This window comes from Methanolobus sp. WCC1, from assembly GCF_045690315.1.
Taxonomy (GTDB): domain Archaea; phylum Halobacteriota; class Methanosarcinia; order Methanosarcinales; family Methanosarcinaceae; genus Methanolobus; species Methanolobus tindarius.
On sequence record NZ_CP146979.1, the window covers coordinates 2,467,494 to 2,484,795 of the forward strand.

At 42.8% G+C, this 17,302-nt stretch carries 28 protein-coding genes and 1 tRNA gene; 1 reads left to right on the forward strand and 28 read right to left on the reverse strand.

Annotated elements, in window-relative coordinates:
* Nucleotides 1-63: 63 nt before the first annotated feature.
* Nucleotides 64-777, reverse strand: coding sequence for a hypothetical protein (locus V7O61_RS11640; protein ID WP_407281701.1), 714 nt, complete (start codon nt 775-777; stop codon nt 64-66).
* Between the two features lie 299 nt (nt 778-1,076).
* Here V7O61_RS11640 and V7O61_RS11645 point away from each other — a divergent pair, with 299 nt between their 5' ends.
* Nucleotides 1,077-1,709 (forward strand): class I SAM-dependent DNA methyltransferase, encoded by a 633-nt coding sequence (locus V7O61_RS11645; RefSeq protein WP_407281700.1) that lies wholly within the window; start codon nt 1,077-1,079, stop codon nt 1,707-1,709.
* A 615-nt stretch (nt 1,710-2,324) separates the two neighbouring features.
* Here the strand turns inward: V7O61_RS11645 and V7O61_RS11650 are convergent.
* The 27 genes from V7O61_RS11650 to V7O61_RS11780 form a co-directional block, all read right to left on the reverse strand.
* A complete protein-coding gene (locus V7O61_RS11650) occupies nt 2,325-3,230 on the reverse strand; it encodes a hypothetical protein (protein ID WP_407281699.1) in 906 nt (301 codons plus the stop codon).
* A 77-nt stretch (nt 3,231-3,307) separates the two neighbouring features.
* Nucleotides 3,308-3,391, reverse strand: a tRNA-Ser gene (locus V7O61_RS11655).
* 12 nt (nt 3,392-3,403) lie between these two features.
* Complete coding sequence (locus V7O61_RS11660) at nt 3,404-4,411, reverse strand: RNA-guided pseudouridylation complex pseudouridine synthase subunit Cbf5 (RefSeq protein ID WP_023845818.1); 1,008 nt, start codon at nt 4,409-4,411, stop codon at nt 3,404-3,406.
* 20 nt (nt 4,412-4,431) lie between these two features.
* Nucleotides 4,432-4,959: a (d)CMP kinase gene (gene cmk, locus V7O61_RS11665; protein ID WP_048135382.1), complete on the reverse strand. Its 528-nt coding sequence runs from the start codon at nt 4,957-4,959 to the stop codon at nt 4,432-4,434.
* A gap of 1 nt (nt 4,960) precedes the next feature.
* Nucleotides 4,961-5,581 carry a DUF106 domain-containing protein gene (locus V7O61_RS11670; protein WP_023845816.1) on the reverse strand — a complete coding sequence of 207 codons (621 nt, stop codon included), beginning with the start codon at nt 5,579-5,581 and terminating at the stop codon, nt 4,961-4,963.
* Between the two features lie 24 nt (nt 5,582-5,605).
* Nucleotides 5,606-6,253 carry an adenylate kinase gene (locus V7O61_RS11675; protein ID WP_407281698.1) on the reverse strand — a complete coding sequence of 216 codons (648 nt, stop codon included), beginning with the start codon at nt 6,251-6,253 and terminating at the stop codon, nt 5,606-5,608.
* Between the two features lie 15 nt (nt 6,254-6,268).
* The gene (gene secY, locus V7O61_RS11680) at nt 6,269-7,747 is read right to left on the reverse strand and encodes a preprotein translocase subunit SecY (protein WP_023845814.1); all 1,479 of its coding nucleotides are present in this window, start codon (nt 7,745-7,747) and stop codon (nt 6,269-6,271) included.
* A 131-nt stretch (nt 7,748-7,878) separates the two neighbouring features.
* Nucleotides 7,879-8,322: an uL15m family ribosomal protein gene (locus tag V7O61_RS11685; protein WP_023845813.1), complete on the reverse strand. Its 444-nt coding sequence runs from the start codon at nt 8,320-8,322 to the stop codon at nt 7,879-7,881.
* A gap of 4 nt (nt 8,323-8,326) precedes the next feature.
* Entirely contained in the window at nt 8,327-8,788 is a 462-nt protein-coding gene (locus V7O61_RS11690; protein WP_023845812.1) for a 50S ribosomal protein L30, read from the reverse strand.
* 1 nt (nt 8,789) lies between these two features.
* Nucleotides 8,790-9,425 carry a 30S ribosomal protein S5 gene (locus V7O61_RS11695; protein WP_023845811.1) on the reverse strand — a complete coding sequence of 212 codons (636 nt, stop codon included), beginning with the start codon at nt 9,423-9,425 and terminating at the stop codon, nt 8,790-8,792.
* Between the two features lie 8 nt (nt 9,426-9,433).
* Nucleotides 9,434-9,955: a 50S ribosomal protein L18 gene (locus tag V7O61_RS11700; RefSeq protein WP_023845810.1), complete on the reverse strand. Its 522-nt coding sequence runs from the start codon at nt 9,953-9,955 to the stop codon at nt 9,434-9,436.
* A gap of 2 nt (nt 9,956-9,957) precedes the next feature.
* A complete protein-coding gene (locus tag V7O61_RS11705) occupies nt 9,958-10,416 on the reverse strand; it encodes a 50S ribosomal protein L19e (RefSeq protein WP_023845809.1) in 459 nt (152 codons plus the stop codon).
* 1 nt (nt 10,417) lies between these two features.
* Complete coding sequence (locus tag V7O61_RS11710; RefSeq protein WP_407281697.1) at nt 10,418-10,807, reverse strand: 50S ribosomal protein L32e; 390 nt, start codon at nt 10,805-10,807, stop codon at nt 10,418-10,420.
* A gap of 9 nt (nt 10,808-10,816) precedes the next feature.
* Nucleotides 10,817-11,350, reverse strand: a complete 534-nt coding sequence (locus tag V7O61_RS11715) for a 50S ribosomal protein L6 (RefSeq protein WP_023845807.1) — start codon at nt 11,348-11,350, stop codon at nt 10,817-10,819.
* A gap of 15 nt (nt 11,351-11,365) precedes the next feature.
* Nucleotides 11,366-11,758, reverse strand: a complete 393-nt coding sequence (locus V7O61_RS11720) for a 30S ribosomal protein S8 (protein WP_023845806.1) — start codon at nt 11,756-11,758, stop codon at nt 11,366-11,368.
* Nucleotides 11,759-11,768: 10 nt separating this feature from the next.
* The gene (locus V7O61_RS11725) at nt 11,769-11,921 is read right to left on the reverse strand and encodes a 30S ribosomal protein S14 (protein ID WP_023845805.1); all 153 of its coding nucleotides are present in this window, start codon (nt 11,919-11,921) and stop codon (nt 11,769-11,771) included.
* Nucleotides 11,922-12,419 (reverse strand): 50S ribosomal protein L5, encoded by a 498-nt coding sequence (locus V7O61_RS11730; RefSeq protein ID WP_023845804.1) that lies wholly within the window; start codon nt 12,417-12,419, stop codon nt 11,922-11,924. It lies immediately after the preceding gene.
* A 4-nt stretch (nt 12,420-12,423) separates the two neighbouring features.
* Nucleotides 12,424-13,134, reverse strand: a complete 711-nt coding sequence (locus V7O61_RS11735; protein ID WP_023845803.1) for a 30S ribosomal protein S4e — start codon at nt 13,132-13,134, stop codon at nt 12,424-12,426.
* A 4-nt stretch (nt 13,135-13,138) separates the two neighbouring features.
* Nucleotides 13,139-13,492 carry a 50S ribosomal protein L24 gene (gene rplX, locus V7O61_RS11740; protein WP_023845802.1) on the reverse strand — a complete coding sequence of 118 codons (354 nt, stop codon included), beginning with the start codon at nt 13,490-13,492 and terminating at the stop codon, nt 13,139-13,141.
* Between the two features lie 10 nt (nt 13,493-13,502).
* The gene (locus V7O61_RS11745; protein WP_023845801.1) at nt 13,503-13,901 is read right to left on the reverse strand and encodes a 50S ribosomal protein L14; all 399 of its coding nucleotides are present in this window, start codon (nt 13,899-13,901) and stop codon (nt 13,503-13,505) included.
* Nucleotides 13,898-14,227, reverse strand: coding sequence for a 30S ribosomal protein S17 (locus tag V7O61_RS11750; protein ID WP_023845800.1), 330 nt, complete (start codon nt 14,225-14,227; stop codon nt 13,898-13,900). The genes V7O61_RS11745 and V7O61_RS11750 overlap by 4 nt, the downstream gene beginning before the upstream one ends.
* A 5-nt stretch (nt 14,228-14,232) precedes the next feature.
* On the reverse strand, nt 14,233-14,544 hold the full coding sequence (gene rnp1, locus V7O61_RS11755) for a ribonuclease P protein component 1 (RefSeq protein WP_023845799.1): 312 nt from the start codon (nt 14,542-14,544) through the stop codon (nt 14,233-14,235).
* 1 nt (nt 14,545) lies between these two features.
* Complete coding sequence (gene rpmC, locus V7O61_RS11760) at nt 14,546-14,749, reverse strand: 50S ribosomal protein L29 (RefSeq protein ID WP_023845798.1); 204 nt, start codon at nt 14,747-14,749, stop codon at nt 14,546-14,548.
* Nucleotides 14,750-14,752: 3 nt separating this feature from the next.
* Nucleotides 14,753-15,688, reverse strand: coding sequence for a 30S ribosomal protein S3 (locus V7O61_RS11765; protein ID WP_407281696.1), 936 nt, complete (start codon nt 15,686-15,688; stop codon nt 14,753-14,755).
* A complete protein-coding gene (locus tag V7O61_RS11770; protein ID WP_407281695.1) occupies nt 15,688-16,143 on the reverse strand; it encodes a 50S ribosomal protein L22 in 456 nt (151 codons plus the stop codon). The genes V7O61_RS11765 and V7O61_RS11770 overlap by 1 nt, the downstream gene beginning before the upstream one ends.
* A gap of 10 nt (nt 16,144-16,153) precedes the next feature.
* Nucleotides 16,154-16,567 carry a 30S ribosomal protein S19 gene (locus tag V7O61_RS11775; RefSeq protein WP_023845795.1) on the reverse strand — a complete coding sequence of 138 codons (414 nt, stop codon included), beginning with the start codon at nt 16,565-16,567 and terminating at the stop codon, nt 16,154-16,156.
* 14 nt (nt 16,568-16,581) lie between these two features.
* Nucleotides 16,582-17,295, reverse strand: coding sequence for a 50S ribosomal protein L2 (locus tag V7O61_RS11780; protein WP_023845794.1), 714 nt, complete (start codon nt 17,293-17,295; stop codon nt 16,582-16,584).
* Nucleotides 17,296-17,302: the final 7 nt, after the last annotated feature.

The window sequence follows — 17,302 nt, forward strand, 5'->3', positions numbered from 1 at the left end:
ACCATGGCAAGCTCATCAGGCACCTTCAACTTGTACTGAAACAAAATTCAATAATAGCAAAAACTAACATTCCCAAGATGCTGTTTTGTCTGATGAATGTCTAGGCCATTCACCATAACATTTAATCTCTTCTTTTAGACTGTCTTTATTCAACCCAAGCTTGTAATGCAAGTCTATGACCAGCTGTGCCGGGCATGTTATTAATTTAAGTCTGTCTTGCGTACCTTTTATGTGTAAATTAGAATTGGTTTGTGCCTGTTTTTGAATCTCATTGCATACTTTTAGCACCAGTTCAGCATGCCATATAAGAGCATCTGCCATCGCTTTTTTTATTGAAGTAATATCTACCTGTTTATTCTCAATAGATATAGCGAGCCTTTGAAGAAAAGCCAAATATAGTTTTATGTGTTGATGTTCTGTGAGACCATCTATAACCTTTCCCTCATAATATTCTACACCATGTGGGATTGGATATACAAAACCACGTGCAATGGATTTAATGAACTGACGCTGATGACTGGAGACTTTTATCTTATCTTCCAAGAAGGAAACTGCTTTTCTGTGAGAAATAAAATCAATGGAATAAAACTCTTTGATAAAATCAATAGTAGTTTCGGTCTTTATTCTTTTGTTATCTTGGTGTCGGTTATACTGAATCGTAACAATTCCTACTAATAAAGTGATTAACAAACCGCCAAAACCAACCAACCCTAATAATCTGGAGCCTGCATCAGCCTCGCTCCAACAAATATCAATCAAGATAAGTGCCTGAGTCATCTCATCCTCCACTCTTTATTTGCTGCTAATATTTCATCTACTTTAGTAGCAACATCCCATATCCCCCATTCTTTATCCGTCTGGATAGTAGCTATTTAAGGATATGAGAGTCCGACTATTTAAACTGTTTTAGATGAAAGTGGAGAAAAAAATCACAAGGGACGCATATATTATATGAAGAAGAATGCTAAGAGTGATAAGCCATTTACTATGAATGCTCATAATAGAGAACACTTGGAGATGTGGAGAAATTGTTGATTGATTATTCTCCCAATTGTTGAGCATCAGGAGTAATCAAGATGGATAACGAAATCAAAATGTTCTATGATTTGATGGCAGAAAGAACTGCCGATGAATGGTATAGTGAAGAGATACTGAAACCGACAATAAATGATTTTATCTCATTATTACCGACAAATCCACAAGTTCTTGACCTCGGTTGCGGACCGGGACATGAGAGCATGAGATTGAACCAGGCAGGAGCAAAAGTTATAGGTATTGATTTCAGTGAAAAATGTATTGATATTGCACGTCAACGTTGCCCTCAATGTAAATTTGAAGTAAATGATTTTCGTTTTTTAGATGATATATATGGAAAATTTGAAGGCGTTTTTGCCTGTGCATCACTGGTCCATATAAATCCTGAGGAACTAGGAGATGTTTTGAGTAATATACAAAAAGTGCTGGTTGATGGTGGCTATGTTGCTATTGTTATTGTTGAGGGAGAAGGCATCAATGAAAAATTCAGTATATTAGAAGTGGAAGGGAAAAAATTGAATCGGACTTTCTACTTATATACGCGAAATTACCTGCGTGAAGAGGCTGAAAAAGCAGGCTTGGAATATGTCCGTGAAGGCTATCTTGATGAGAAACTAAAGAGAGATGGCTGGCGGAACTATCTGTTCAAATCCGGATGGAGAAATGAAAAATAAGAACTTTATCAGGACAGAGAACAAAAAATATCCTACATGAAGCAATTTGTTATGTGGAGTTGTGCTCTATTGTCAAAAACTAGAGAGCTTGCTCAGTATCTTGTGAGAAAAAGAGGAAGAAACAACGACATCGTGCTTAATTATGAATATTCTAAGGAAGTCTTTTCTTAAAACAGTTCTGACACATATGTTTTAGTTTGAAGATTCCAGCACTACTTAATGTGATTTTCTCATTCTGCATCCAGCAATAACAATATGAAACAGCATATACAATCAACGTCACGACCACAAATGAAATGAGAGCTAACACTGGATAAGGATTAGGAGATTTTGGTAATCCTGCCAGATTTATTAAAGAATTATAGTAGAATCCAAGCGAGAGCACAGAAATTGAAAACAAAAAACCTATGCATATACTTGCCTGAAGCTCAGGTGAATTAGTTATTTTCGTGGCCTGCTCCCTCCTCCACACGAAGGTGAGTTCAGTATATGAAAACTGTTAGATACTTACATATAATAAGGTTGGTGCTCAAGTCAAAACACTCTAGAATTATTCCTTACCGTTATTTAGCCTCTTTTGATAGTGGCTAGTTAAGGATATGAGAGTTTAGTCATTTAAGCTGTTTTAGATGAGATGTGGATATAAGTTCCAGATTGCTTTGTCCCGTGTTTCCATCCGTGGTTGTTCTCAAGCTGTGCTTGGCTCATGAACATTGCATTTCCCGTAATCTTGGAATGCCTGTAAAGATAGAGATAGACTCTTTTCTTAGTTCCGGATTTTTCAGCGGTTCTCTTCACAACTGCACGAAGGCCACCGTATGTCATCGCTCTGCCTTTGTATTTTCCATAGTTTACCCATAGAGGTGCTTCTGGATTGTCCTTGTCAGGGTGAATATCCAACCATTTTGAGATATATGGTGCACTAAATACAAGCCTCACCCTTCTCATACCGGTCTTACCTTTCACCATTATGACAGCACCATATTCATCTGGAACATAATGCTTTATTTTCGGTGTTCCCAGTTCTTTTACCCTGCCTCCGGCATCGTACCACAGAGCTACAATTGCTTTGTCTCGTGGATGGTCAGCTGCTTCAATTTGCTCAAGGACTTCTTCCTCGGTGAGCAGTTCTTCAGATAGAATCTGATCACATTCTTTGATGTTAGTGTTGATCCAGCTGGTAAGCTCTGGATCGGTCTTTGAGTCATACAACCATCTGAAGAAACGTTTGATAGTTACCTTGTATCCTTGCTTTGTCCATGCTTTCCTGTCAGACCTTTCTATGTCTGCAACAATGCGATAAATATCAGTCTTTGTTACATCACTGAAGTCCTTATCGAACCAATTTGATAATGTGTTCAACTGACTTAGATACTTCAAAATCCTTGCATCGGAAAGACCTTCAGCATAAAGGACATGAATAAAAGAGAATATTTGATCTTTGTTCTTTTGAGAATAGTTTGCGTCGCGGATTCTACGCTCAGCGTTTGCAATTTTCTTTTCATAACCATAGAAACTCATACCACATACCTTCACATCTTGACATATATTTGAAATGTAAGCGAAGTGAAAGTATAGGCTTTAAAATGAGTGAGAAGCGCCGAGAGGGGGATTCGAACTCCCGAGGGGCGGATGCCCCACAAGCTTTCCAGGCTTGCGCCCTACCGCTAGACTATCTCGGCACACGAGTTTCATTATGTTTTTGCCGGCTTGCTGTGCCAGCCTTGCGCATAAGTGCCAGCATCCATTATTACTCTTTCGGTTGTAGCCACGATTCCGTGCTCATTCTGAAGCATTTCTTCAGAATTCATAAGAGATTTGCACAAAGCCACAGCCTCTCCTTTTAAACTAAAGAGACAAATAGCATCATCTTTTTCAATATTACTATCAAGACTTAGGATACCAGGTACCGCAATTGCCGCACCACAGCATATTGCCTCGATTGCACTATCGCGAATAACAACACGAGGAAGATGTGATAACCCCTCTTCCATAGGCCTGACAACTTTACGCAGTAAAGACTCATCACAATCTTCCTGCCAAAAAACGTAAGCATCCTTTAATTCCTGAAGCGTTACAAGAGTGTCTTCTCTGAAAGGACCAGTCTTTGTCCTGCGTAGCTCCTGCATGTGAGCTCCACAGCCAAGTGCAACGCCAATATCATGACAAAGTTTGCGCATATAGGTTCCTGCCTCACAACCAACACGCATAAGCACAGATTTCTCTTTTACATCCAGAACTTCCAGATAGTATATCTTCCTTACACGCACAGCACGTTTTACTGCAGATATTATAGGAGGCATCTGGAAAATTGGACCAGTAAACTGAGCACATACCTTACGCACCTTTTTTTCAGGAACATTCTCATGCAATGTCATCAAACATATGTATTCCTTCCCTGACAGACGCAATGCTGCAACTGTTTTAGTTGCTTTGCCAAGCATAATAGGAAGTACACCTGTCACAATAGGATCCAGAGAACCAGAATGACCAGCCTTGTTTAACTCCAAGATATCCTTGACCCATGCAGTTACCTCGTGACTTGTAGGACCTACAGGCTTGTCAAGATTTACAACGCCCATTTCTATGTATTTTTCTATTGGACGATCATATGGCGAACAACCATATAGAGAACTGGTCGTAGCTTCCGCTTTGTGTAATAACTCTCGTTTTTGTTCAGAAGGAAGAATATATTTACTCATAAAAATCGCCAGATAGCTGATCAAATGTCTGAATAATTGTCAATAGCAATAGAAACAATGTTTGTGATCTGAAACTGATTCCATTTTTGGGAATCTATCACAAGATCATAAGCAGAAAGGTCATCAATGTTTATATCATAGATTGATTTGTACCTGATAGCTTCTGATGCTTCACGTTCAATAGTTTCAGCTAATTTATCGTCAAAAGAACTACCTTCCCTGCCAACAATCCTTTCCACACGGACATCTACCGAAGCTTTGATCCAGATCTTGAGTGCTTTTTCAGCCATATGACCAGCAAGACGTCCTTCAAGAATAACGTTGTCACGGGTGTTGGCAATCTCCTTCTGGCGTGCATCTATTTTCAGATCGATGCTGTCATCAGATTCAGCAAGTTCACCGAATTCAGCTAATGTCATCCCATACTCTTTTGCAAGGGAGCGAAAGACTTCGCCAGCTGAAATCATTTCAAGTCCATACTTCTCAGAAAGTAAACGGGATACAGTGGTAGTCCCACTTCCCGGAAGACCGCTTATAGTCAGTAACACTTCAGACGCCACCGACATCCAGAGCCTTTCTAATCAACTGGCTTACTGCCAGAGATGCGATGAAATACCAGAAGATCCAATGCTGGAAAGGACCAAATACAGGATCTGTGAGAATTTGTTCTCCCCAAAATGGAAATACAAGTGAAGCAGCACCATGACCTTTGATATAGTGGTAAGCCCACATGAACAAAGGAAGAGAAATAATACTTATATATGCCATGGGTTTAAACTGCTGTTTTGACATCTCCATTTGATCTTCCATCATTGACTTACGCTCTTCTTCCATCTTCTTCATAAGAGCAGTATTATTGGAAAGCTGAGCTTCCCTGAACTCTTTCTGAAATACCCTCATCTTTTCCTGGGTGTTTCGCATAAGATCCCAGTCTATTGTATATTTTTGAATGAGGGAGGCATAAAGAGCAGTTATGGATGCCATTATGAACAGAACAATATGAAGGTTATCAGCTCCCAGGATAACCACCACAGGATCCATAATAACACTCATTGCTGTTCCAAGAGAGTCCCTGAAATCCTGACCAAGTATCATTATACCCAGCATAAGGGATAGTCCAAAAGCCAGGAGAAACTGATCGAGCTTTTTCTTAAATTGTTCTGTAACCAAGGGATAGCCTCTTTTTAGTTGTGTTTATTTGAATTGGTTCATTACCTTGCAGATATCTGCAAATACAGCATCTACTACACCGGTACCATCTATATTGACAAGAATACCTGCATCATCATAATAGTTTATGAGAGGTTTTGTCTTTTCATTGTAAACAGCAAGTCTCTGGCGTATGACCTCTTCTTTATCATCATCCCTCTGATAAAGATCAGCACCGCATGCATTGCAAATACCATCCTTTTCCGGAGGATTGAACATAACATGATAGCTCTCACCACACGCACAACTGCGACGTCCACTAAGCCTTTTTACAAGCTCATCATCGCTTACTTCAATGTTAATTACTGCATCAAGAGGTTTGCTGATCTCTTTGAGTATATCAGTCAGTGCATCAGCCTGTGGGATAGTTCTTGGATAACCATCAAGAAGGTAACCCGTCTCACAGTCAGACTCAGTTAGCCTGTTTCTGATAAGACCTATAAGAACCTCATCAGGTACAAGCTCGCCTTTGTCCATATACTGTTTTGCTTTTAATCCGAGTTCAGTTCCATCACGGACATTTGCTCTTAAAATGTCACCCGTTGAAATGTGAGGAATACTATACTTTTTTGATAATTCTTTTGCCTGGGTGCCTTTGCCGGCACCCGGTGGGCCAAATAACGCAATATTCATAATTTACACCTGATTTTATTCCTGTCCGAAGAAGGATCTTACCATCGGATGCATTTCCATCATCTGTTCGGATGCTATATCTTCATAGAGACGATACACGATACTTACCGTCAACAGGAGACCAGTACCACCCGCACCTCCAAGTGTACCAAGTAAACTTGCAACCAGTGTCAGGAAACCAATAAAGGCACCGCCAATAACGGTTACTTTTGGTATGTATCTGATCATAACCTTTTCAATACTTCCGATATTTCTTCTGAAACCTGGAATCTGCATTCCGGAATTAAAGATCTTCTTAGCTGTTGGTTTTGCACCCATTCCAGTAGTTTCAATCCAGAACAATGCAAATACAATACCTCCTGCTATAAGGAACGTTGCATCTACAAATACATGTAAAATGATCTGCCATGCTGCAGGCACAGGAGCACCATAGCTGGTAAAAGATTCCCTCACCAAAGAAGGTATCCAATCATACGGGCTGTGAATTGGAGCAAGATAGTACATAAGACCATTGATAGGAGTTGAACCACTGAACTCACCAAGGAATGTAATACCTTTACTGCTGAGAAGCAAACCTACCATTTGGATATTTGCCTGTAATGCCCTTACAAGAATCATTGGAAGAACTGAAGCATAAATAAGTTTTACAGGGAATTTACCTCTTGCACCTCTTACTGCACTGTGTGCCAGAGGAATTTCGATACGTGTACTTTCAACATATACTACAAGAAGGAAGATCACTACCGTACTTACAAGAGCAAGTATTCCACCGCTCACCAGCATGAACATAATTCCATCGCCAGAGAAGAGGAAATCTGCTTCCACATTCTGCAATATGTATATCCATTTAGGGAAGAAACCTGTTGGAAGACCACTTGTATCTGAGGTCCAGTTAAACAGACCGGTAACAATCTGTTGAGATACCCCAGCTACAATGAAAAGACCTACACCTGAACCGATTCCCCATTTTGAAACTACTTCATCCATGAAGAGTACCAGTACACCACCAATGCATATCTGTATAAAGATGATAAATGTGATAACTCCGGTATTGACACCTAATGTAGCTGCAAGAGCGGCATCGGGCTGTATGTAACCACCTGCTATCTGTGGCAGAGCCTCTAATACTATCATTACAAAGACCATAAACTTCTGTGCACCCTGAAAGAATGCCTGGTCAGATGGATTGGACATGTCAAGTTTAATGACATCTGCGCCAACCAAAAGCTGAAGGACGATGGATGCGGTGACAATAGGACCTATACCCAGAAGCATCAGAGAACCCGAAGCTCCGGCAAAAAACGCTCTATAGGATTCGAAAAGATCAATCGAATCCGCTGACAATCCAAACAGCGGTACATTTGCAAGTGCAAAATAGAGCACAAGAATGCCAAGTGTCCACATTAATTTATTTTTGAAATGGACATGCCCCTCTGGACTTGCAACCGCAGGCAATTTATTAAAAATTGGTTCCAAACTATCCTTTAGACTCATTAATTCCACCCTTGAATGGAAAAATCCATGCAATTTTAGGTAAAGTACACCTTAATGGATTTACACATTAATAAATATACACCCTTTAAATTGCGATAATATAAAAATAAAATAGGTAATGCCAAATGGCATTACTCTTCTATCTCAGTGCAAGATCCACCTGCACCTTCTATCTTTTCTTTAGCACTGGCTGAGAATTCAGCTGCAGTAATGGCAAGCTTCTTTGATACCTTGCCTGAACCGAGAACTTTGTCGATATCAAGAACTGCAAGGTCGATGACGTATGTGCCATCCTGAAGTTCTGCAAAACCATCTTCAACAAGCTGATCTGCAAGCTCATCAAGTTCACCGACGTTTACAATTGAAGCATCGTTCAATACCTTCAACGGACGTGTAAAACCTCTCTGGTGTCCACGGCAGTATCCGAGCAGTACTGCACGGGAGAAATGATGTTTATTCTCACCACTTCTACCTCTACCACCACGGTTACCTGCACCACGTCTGTTCTTGGTTGTTCCGCCACCACATGTGCGTGAACCTCTGAACTTCTTTGTGTTGGTTTTCTTTGATGTCATGGAATTACCTCATCTTCCTCAACAGTTTGTTGATGTCTTCACCATGGTTACCAAGTACTCCACCCTGCTGAACTGTTCTCTTGATACCTGCATGACCTTTCCTTGGTGGATGTAGCCTGAATACAGGTTTCAGTTTTGGAACATCTTTAAGAGTTGCATTGCCATCGCAAACTGACTGTGCAAATGACTTGATTGAGTCGTAGTCAGTATTTTCTGCCACATACTCATCGGTAAGTCTTTCGTCACCCTCAAGTCTTCCACGATTTGCAAGTACTTCTGCGAGTGAATCCGCGCTGATTTCACCAAATGCCACGTAGTCCTTTACCTTCTGGATCATTCCTGCGTTGTGAGGATTATCAGCAAGGAGAACACAGTGGTTTACCTTGTGCAGACGAAGCATTTTAAGAGTATCCTTAATGTTGCCTCTGACATTAACGTCACCACGTATCCTGATCAAAGCGTACATTTTAAGCCTCCTTCTTGCCATGGTTTGCAGGCATTCTTACAACACCTGTATTTTCCAGTGCATTAAATGTAGCTTTTGCAAAGTTCAGGGTTGTCCTGGTGGTACCTTCGGTCCTTGTCCAGACATCTTTAATGCCTGCCTTTTCAAGTACTTTTCTTGCAGTGTCTCCTGCAGCAAGACCAAGTCCACGTGGTGCTGGTTTAAGCTCTACCAGAACACTGCCGGCTTTTCCACGAACCTGTGAAGGAACTGTGTGCTCAAGACCGCATGCGCATTCCCATGAACCGCACCCACGCTTTACCTTGATAATGTTGATCTTTGCATTGCTGATAGCCTTCCTGATAGCAGGTCCGACCTGAACATCCTTTGCCTGTCCAAGACCGACAAAGCCGTTTCCATTACCAACAATAACAGTTGCTCTGAACTTTACACGACGTCCGGAGTCAGTCATCCTCTGGACCATGTTGATATCCAGAACCTCGTCCTCAAGATCCGGTAAAAGGATATCGATAATCTGGGATTCCCTTACAGGAAGACCTGAATCGATTACCTCGTCCATGGAAGTGATCTGCCCTTCTTGAACGAGTTTTCCAAGTCTTGTTTGTGGAACCCATTCTTCTTCATATTCATATGCCATGTAATCACCTAATTGAACTCTGCAGAGATCTTTTCCTTAACTGCATCAAACAGTTCAGGCAGATTTGAGCCTTCCATGTACTCTGCTACGTGTTCTCCTCTTACTCTCTCATCTGAAGGAAGTACAGATGAGTCATGAGGAATCTCGAATCCTGCATCTACGATGCCTTTCAAGGTTGCATATACACGTGATCCAGAAGATGATGCCTGGAGTCCTATATCAAGAACGCCGTAATCATATCCTTCACTCAGTGCCTTGTAACCGAATAACAGTCCTGTCAGATATGCTGCTGTTGTGTTTCCTGTTGGAGCATCATATCCATACTTTTTAAGTTCTGTTGAAATTGCAGTTGAAAGAGTTACATCTCCTTCGGGTTTTGGAGCTACAAGCTGGACCTGCATGTGCCTTGAACTCTTGCGTACTACCACACGGTCTTCCTTTGAAAGAAGTAACCTGAGTCTCTGGTGGTAATCAGTACGCCCTTCTCTTCGTCGCCTGAATGCGACTTTATATTTGGGTCCTGTTGCCATGATTATTCCTCGTGCTTAATGAGCTTCTCTGACTCAAGGTGTGCTTTAAGGTGAGCCACACTGCGGTATTCTCCACCCTTAGCCTTACGGTAAACCTTACAATAGGTTGACCTATCCAATGAGCCATCTTCACGCATCTGTTTCAGTTCCTTTCTAAGAGCACGGATCTTCTTCATCCACTGCTCCTTGCGAGGATTACGTGCGCCCTTTTTACCTTTCCTCTTACCGTGTCCTTTACGGTGACCGTACTTGCGCTTTGCATCTCTTACTCTTGCACGTCCACGGCTTACACCTTTAACTTGGACTGCTTTAATACTGCCTGCTTCAATGAGCTCACGGATGTCAGCCCTTGTTATAGCTACTGCAATATCCTCAGCTGCTTCAGGATCAAGCCATACTCTGTTGACACCACAGTCCATAACTGCCGCAGCAATCCTCTTCTGATTTGACAGATCGGTCATCTTACTCACCTCTTGTTGGGTTGAGGACCTTTATGGAAAGCTCTGCAGCCTTTGCCTCTATGAGTGCCTTCTTTCTTCCACCAACTTTTGCAGATATCCTGACAGCTTCTGCTTCTGCGTTGATATCGTCAAGCTGTGAAATCGTACAGACAAGAACTTCTGCATATCCAGATGGGTGTAAACCCTTAACAACGACGGGACTTCCGTAGCCTACCTGTGCGACAGCGCCCTTTGCCTTAATGCCCTTGCGCTGTTTGCCCTGAAGACCTCTTGGACGCCTCCAGTTGTCATCCAGACGCTTGTACTTGTGACTCTCGGTTCTCTTGAACTGAGGTTTCTTGTGTTTCTGGATTTTCCTTACCTTAAAAAGGCGTTTAACTTTATCATCCATTCAAATCACCTACACTATCTTCTCCACAGTGTATATTCCGTCCTGGAATACGCGAGGGTCGAATCTCTTTATCCTTGTGGTCTGCTCGATGTTAGCAGCTGTCTGCCCGACATCTTCCTTGTTGTAACCTGTGACAATGACCTCGTCACCTGATGCCTTTACCTTGGTATCTCCAAGAATCTTTGCAGATCTTGCTTTTTTCTCTCCAAGGAAATTGCCAATCATCAACTTGTCCCCTTCAACCTTAAGCTGCATAGGGAAGTGAGAGTAAACGACCTTCATGCGATATTCGAATCCCTCGGTGACACCTTTCATCATATTTGTGATATGGGATGCAAAGGTACCGACCATTGCTTTCTGAGTCTTTTTCAAGACTGTTGAATCTACAATGATCTCTGAACCTGCAACCTCGATCTTAATACCAGGGTACCAGAAGTCCCTCTCAATCTTGCCTTTTGGACCAGTGACTGACAGGAGCTTACCCTGCATTGTGACGGTCACGCCTTCAGGGATCTCGATTGTTTTCTTTATTTCTTTTGCCATGTGACATCACTTCCATCAGTACACATATGCAATTAACTGTCCACCGACGTTATTCTCACGTGCCTCGTACTGTGATATTACACCATTTGATGTAGTCAGTATCAATGTTCCGAAGTTCTTTGCAGGAAGGAACTGTTTTTCCCATCTCTCAAAGTCTGCAGCACCTACTGAATAACGTGGTTTGATAGCACCACACTTGTTGATCCTACCAATGAGTTCTACCTTGTAAACACCCGCCTTACCGTCTTCGATAAATTCGAATTCGCCTACATAGCCACGGTCCTGCATTACTTTGAGTACAGTGCCTATGAGTTTGGATGCGGGTTTAATGATACAGGAATCCTTACCAATTGCTTCTGCGTTCTTAATTGTAGACAAAGCATCAGCGAGTGGATCTAATAATACCATTTCTTTCACCTCACGTATACTTTTCAAATCCCATATCGTGGGCAACTTCACGGAAGCAGTGTCTGCAAAGGTAAATGCCATATTTCCTTATAAGACCCTGTTTTCTTCCACATCTCTTGCATTCACTTGCTCCTCTTCCAAAGCTCTTTGTGGTTTGTACCATTTAAATTACCTCCACGGAGTATTTGTCTTTGAAGAAAGCAATTGTATCCTCTTTTGTAATTCTGTGAGATGATGGGATCTTCCTCTTGACTATCCTTCTCTTGCTGATCCTGTAACCTGGACGGTTTACAACAACATTGATATCCATTCCAAAGATACCTATTTGCGGGTCATACTTCATTCCAGGGAAGTCAGTGTGTTCTTCAATACCAAAAGCAACGTTTCCGTATTTGTCGAACTGGGATGATCTAAGTTTGCTCTCTACAATATTAAGTGCTGTTTTAAGGAACTCTTCTGCACTGTCAGACCTGAGTGTGACCTTACATCCAATTGGTTCATTTTTCTTGATACCAAATGCTGGAAGAGTTCTCTTTGAATAAGTCCTGATAACTGTCTGTCCGGTAATCTCACCGAGAATGCCTTCAGCATCTACAAGGTGCTGACCACTTTCTCCGACACCCATGTGAACAACTACCTTTTCAACTACAGGTGTTCTCATTGGATTACTCAACTACCTCACCACCTAGTTTGATCTCAGGTTCATTCTCACCAATAACAACAACGAAGTCTTCGATGGTCTCAAAATCATATTCACCTGAAATAGAGACAGTGTTGTGTCTGGAACTTCTTACTGTGTTGATTTCTTTGATGGTTCCGATCTCGCCGGTGTGCCTACCACCAACAATCATAGCAAGGTTACCCACTTCGTACTTTATGTGCTTGACAATTTCCTTGCCAGGCATTGTAAGAATAAGTGAATCCTTTGGTTTATAATCGTTAGAACCAATGAGGTTTGTACCGTCATTGAGGTTAAGCTGTACTGCCCCACCTTTAACTATAGTCTTGCCGTTAATCCTGCAAAGCTTGTTTGCATTCATATCTGCCAGCTTATGAACTTCAAGTCTTCCCTTGCGGTCCAGCAGCACACGATATGCAACATTCTCAAGAGGAATTGTAATTACATCTAAAAGACCTACAGGGAACCTGAGATCCTTTCTTACAACACCATCAACGAGCACATTGCCTTCTGAAAGAACGCGCTTTGCCTCTGCACGGGTGTCTACAATACCCAGCATATCCCTAAGGACTACACCAAGAGGAATACTCTGCTGCTTGTTATGTGGACCGGGTCTTGTTGCTGTGATCCATTTGTTGGATTTCTTTGATATCTGCCAGCTGTTTGGGACAGATATTCTTTTCTGATGTTTGCCCACAAAATCACCTGTTACTGATAACTTCTTCTCTGTGTTTATCCTTCAATTCAAGGTTTGTGATCATCACATTTGAAGGGTACACCGGTCTTGCAACCTCAGTTCCATCTGCTTTTGAAACTGTTACACCTTCAACAACGATGGTACCGTGTTTAAGGGAAATTGCTTCAACCTTTCCGGTTGTCCCTGCATGGTCGCCGCGCATAAGTTTTACTGTGTCACCAACGATAACGTTGGCACTGCGGGATCCATACTTTTCACGGAGATCCTTTGACAGGAGAGCACCCATATACTTCTGCTTGATGTGCAGAGGAGCTGTATATCTTGCTTTCCTCTGTTTTCTTGGCTGATTTGATACCATTATTCACACCTCACATTACCATAGATGCTGTTGTACCGATCTTTGGATACCTCTCTGCAGCCTCTCTGGCAACAGGTCCCTTAAAATCGGTTCCTTTTGGAATTCCATCCTTGTCTACAATGACAACTGCATTGTCTTCAAAGGAAACCCTAAGGCCGTCTGGACGACGAAGCTCCTGCTTCTGGCGTACTACCACTGCAAGGAGAATCTGTTTACGCATTTCCGGAGTTCCTTTTTTCACGGAAACTACGCACATGTCGCCTATACCTGCCCTTGGGTGTCTGTTCTTAACACCTCTGTAGCCCTTTACGGAGATAATTTCGACTACACGTGCACCAGTATTGTCTACACAGTCGATCTTAGCACCAGCGTTAAGTGCACGTGGAACGGTTGATCTAATTCCCCTCATTCCTGTGCCTCCGCCTTGATGACTACATATGATTTTGTCTTACTAAGAGGCCTACATTCTACCACTGTCACAACATCTCCAACCTTTGCATCAATGCATGGAGGATTGTGTGCGTGGATCTTGGATTGCCTCTTCTCGTATCTCTGATACTTTTTGATCAGCACTTCATGTTTACGTTGGATAACCACTGTCTTGTCCATTTTATCGCTAACAACAGTTCCTACAAGAACCTGTCCACGAACAGGGAGTGTTCCATGGAATGGACAATTGACATCGTCGCACTCTTCTTCAGGAGTGGGGACATCCAATCCAATATCTCTAACCATGATTATTACCTCATGTGTATTTTTCTTATGTTCTTTGTTCTGTTCTCAGGTTGTGAGAGCAGAAGGTTTCCATTCACTTTGACATACCTCTCAGCATGTTTACCGGACAGGTGGGCAGGTATCTGAAACACAAAGGTTGTACCGTTTTTTTGAACCATTTTTTCTGTTCTCTCCTTTGTTTGAATTATCAGCATATTCCTGGTTTCGTCGACAACTTTTCCACTGATGGCTTTTAGCGCAGGGTTGACAGACTCTGCAATTTCCACCTGTAGTCCGATTAGTTCATGGAAGACCAGATTTGAAGGAGTGATCTCCAAGTCAGATCTCCTTCATTTCCCTCTGGACGGTCTTTATCCTTGCAACGGTTTTCCTGAGTTCCCCAATCCTTCCTGGATTGTCAGGAGCACCGCCAGCAGATGAAAGGGCACGCTCGCGAATAAGCTCATCTCTCATCTTGTCAAGCTCGTCCATTCTTTCTTCCGGGGACATATCCCTGATCTCGTTCATACGAAGAATTGCCATTGCTTATCCCTCCTTATGAACACGTGCAACAGGATGCCAGTAATCATAGCCTTCATGCTTGTGCTGCCATACACCGTCAACCAGTCTACGCTGTTCATCTCCGAGATCCTCTACCGGAATGGAATCATCAGATTCTGCTGCCTCTTCTGCACAGGATTCTTCCTCAACTTCCTCAACTTCCTCAGCTGAGGCCTCTTCAGCGACTCCTGCTTCTGCAACCTCTTCGGCAACTTCTACTGTTTCCTCTTCATCTGCAACTTCGCCTTCTGATTCTTTTTCTACGAGTTCTGTCACGTCAGCCTTTGCAGCTTCCGGTGCAACTGCCTCTGTAACATCCTCTACAACATCAGTTCTGATGTCAAAAGCGTCAGGGAGAACTGCTCCTGGAGGAATGATTCTTACTTTACAACCAAGGGTTCCAAGCTTCTTTACAGCTGTTGCGAATCCCTCGTCTACTATATCATCAACAGGTTTTCCAGCGTGCTTGATGTAACCGTCAACGAGCTTTTCAACCCTTGACCTTGCACCTGTCAATTTACCTGAAATAACTATCTCACAGCCCAGTGCACCGGAGTTCATAATTGCCCGGAGGGTATTATGACCGGCTTTTCTGAAATACCAGCCTCTTTCAATTGAAGAAGCAAGGCGAGTTGCCATCATCTGGGCATTGAGCTCTGGCTTTTTAACTTCCTGAGCATCTATCTGGGGGTTGTCCATATCATACATTCTGTCGATATCACGCGTAAGCTTGCGGATGACCTTACCAGCTTTACCAATGACCATGCCTGGCTTCTCAGCATATACAGTGATCTGGGTACCCATAGGAGTACGGTTGATTTCCATTCCACCATAACCTGCTTTGCTGAGCTGTTTTGTGAAATATTCGTTCATTGAAGCTTTTACATATCCTTCCTGAACGAATTTCTTCTCTATTGCCATTAGCGCACCTCATTCAAAATAATCTCAACATTCACAGTCTCTGTGTTACTTGGACTGCCGCGTCCGCGTGCTCTTGGCCTCATACCATGAATAACACGTCCACGTTTTGCAGCAGCATGTGCAATGTACATGTGCTCCGGGTCAAGTCCCTTGTATTCAGCGTTGCTTGTGGCATTTTCCAGAATCTTAAGGAAAGCCTCAGCAACCTTTACAGGATACCTACCATTTGCCATTGGACCTTTTCTGTGACCAGAACCATCACAGTGCCTCTTGAAAGGTACTGCCTGCTTCATAATCACTACATCTTCTAGGTACTTCTGGGCAACACTGGTACGCATGCCTTTGATCGCTTTACAGAGTTCACGTGACTTTTTCGGGGAGATGTGAAGCTCAGAACCCATTGCTTTTGAACTTACAGCAGAGTCCATTTCAATTGAATATCCAATTCTTGCCATTTATCTCACCTTACTTAAGTGGCACGAACTTGCTTGAACGGGTTGCTCCTACACCAGCGCTACCGTGAGATACTCTTGAGCGAGTTGGTGCGAATTCTCCGAACCTGTGTCCGATCATTTCAGGCTGAATCTCAAATGCCACAAATGACTTGCCGTTGTATACTTCTACATTTTTGCCGACCATCTCAGGGAAGATAATAATATCCCTGTAGTGAGTCCTCAAATTATCTTTACCGTCTTTGAGCTGCTGGACAACGTCCTTCCTGCCTTCTGTGTAGCCCCTCTTAAGAGTACGGCGTTCACGTGCAGGAAGCATGCCGATAAACTCATCGGCATCCAGAGCCTGGAGTTCTGCTACCGTCTTGCCACGGTAGGTATATTCACCTTTTCGTTTTGGTAATCTTGATGATGTTTTCTTTGCCATGTACTAACCTCCGGTTAACGCTTTCCGGTCCTGCGTGCTGCGATCTGACCTACCTTACGACCAGGAGGTGCATTCCTACCAACTGTTGTTGGCTTACCAGGGTGCTTGCGGTTACCTCCACCGAATGGGTGGTCAATGGCGTTCATAGCAATACCTGATACACGTGGATACTTTGCAGCTCTTGTCTTCATCTTGTGGTATTTCTTACCTGCCTTGAGGAATGGCCTGTCTACCCTTCCACCACCAGCAACAATACCGATTGTTGCGCGGCATTTTGGATTTAACCACTTCATTTCGCCTGATGGCATCTGGACAACTGTCTTTCCACGGTCGTGAGAGACAACTGTTGCATAGACACCTGATGCACGTGCGAACTGTCCACCATCATTTGGCTTGGACTCAATGTTGCAGACTGGAATACCTTCTGGGATCTCTGCAAGAGGCAGGATGTTACCAGGTTTGATTTCAGCTGAAATTCCGCAAGCGATCTTCTCACCAACTGCTATACCTTCAGGAGCAAGGATCAGGCGCTCTTCACCATTCTCAAAAGAAACTTTGACAATTGGTGCTGAACGAGCCGGATCGTGTGTAATCTCAATAACTGTACCGTACAATGTGCCTTCTTCATCGACACGTGGGTGTTTAAGTGCAGCTTTGTACTTGTGTGATGGAGCCCTGTATGTAGGAGTTCCGCGACCCCTGTTCTGTGATATGATTCTCTTTGTCATTTATGTC